Genomic DNA, 1,514 nt, shown 5'->3' with positions numbered 1-1,514 from the left:
TCTCCGTGTCGGAACTGGACATCACCAAGCTCGACGACTACCGCAACGGCGGCAGCAGCGATCTGGGCATGGGCGGCACGAATGTCAGCGACGAGGATGTCATCGCGGCCCTGACCTCGTTCGTCGATGGCCAGTTGGAACAGATGACCAGCGCTGCAGCCAAGCTCGGTGCGGTCTCGCAGCGCATCGAGATGCAGCAGGACTTTGTCAGCAAGCTCTCCGACACGCTCGACAAGGGTGTGGGTCGTCTTGTCGACGCGGACATGAACGAGGAGTCGACGAAGCTCAAGGCCCTGCAGACCCAGCAGCAGCTTGCGATCCAGTCGCTCTCGATCGCCAACTCCGACTCGCAGAACATCCTCTCGCTCTTCCGTTAATCGGAGCCGGCGAATTGGCGCGGAGGCTGACCGCGCCAAGGAGTATGGAAGGCCGCGCCCTCGCCGGGGCGCGGCCTTCTAATTTTTCGTCCGCGCTTCAATCTTCATTAACTATATTGAGGTTACCTAAGGCCATCGAAACGGCGAGTTAACCAGAAAAATTAACTGGTTAGCAAGCATGATGCTGACCGCTGTTCCCGGTGGAATCCGGAATGTCCCTTTTCGTAATCAGCCACTCAAGGGGCACTCAGAATGACAAGCATTCTTACCAACATCGCAGCCATGGCTGCTCTCCAGACCCTGCGCCAGCTCGGCCAGGATATGGAAACCACGCAGGGCCGCGTTTCGACCGGCATGCGCGTCGGCACCGCTTCCGACAACGCCGCCTACTGGTCGATCGCAACCACCATGCGTTCCGACAATGGTGCTCTCTCTGCCGTTCAGGACGCCCTCGGTCTCGGCGCCGCTAAGGTCGATACGGCCTACGCTGCCATGGAATCGGCAATCGACGTTGTTCAGGAAATCAAGAACAAGCTCGTTGCCGCAACCGAACCCGGCGTCGACAAGGCGAAGGTCCAGGAAGAAATCACTCAGCTCCAGGATCAGCTGAAGAGCATCGCTTCCTCCGCTTCGTTCTCCGGCGAAAACTGGCTGCAGACCGAAATCGGCGGCGCCGCCAACGCGACCACTGGCGTCGTCGAAGCCGGCAGCGCGATCACCAAGCAGATCGTTGGTTCCTTCATCCGTGATGCCGATGGCAATGTTTCGGTCAAGACCGTCAATGTCGAGCTCGATGAATCGAACGTTCTGTTCGACCTTTCGGGCGGCAATGCCGGCCTTCTCGACATGAACATGCTCAAGGGTTCGCGCGCGATCGACTATGACGATGGCACGACCAACTCCGTCCAGTATTACGGCCAGATCAACACGACTGCGATCTACGACACGAATGCTGAGTGGAAGGACATCGGTGGCGGCGTCTTCATGAAGGGCGACACCAACGGCGTCTTCACGACCGGCGCAAGCGGCACCTACCTCATCAAGGTCGGCGGTGCTTACATCGATGCCGTCTACACGACCGAAGGTTACGACTTCTCGGCCGGTGCGACAGCCACGACCGGTGCGGCATACTCACTG

The 1,514-nt window shown here is 59.2% G+C and carries 2 protein-coding genes; both read left to right on the top strand.

Annotated features, from left to right (window positions below):
- Positions 1-377: flagellin (locus JL39_RS32725; protein ID WP_280114100.1), on the top strand; the 377-nt coding region annotated here is incomplete at its 5' end.
- Between the two features lie 252 nt (positions 378-629).
- A partial coding sequence (locus JL39_RS28410; RefSeq protein ID WP_244446977.1) for a flagellar hook associated protein occupies positions 630-1,514 on the top strand: 885 nt, incomplete at its 3' end.

It is taken from the genome of Rhizobium sp. YS-1r (assembly GCF_000757525.1).
GTDB lineage: Bacteria > Pseudomonadota > Alphaproteobacteria > Rhizobiales > Rhizobiaceae > Neorhizobium > Neorhizobium petrolearium.
Note: the sequence above shows the minus strand (reverse complement) of the source record. Positions and strands in the feature narration are given on the sequence as shown.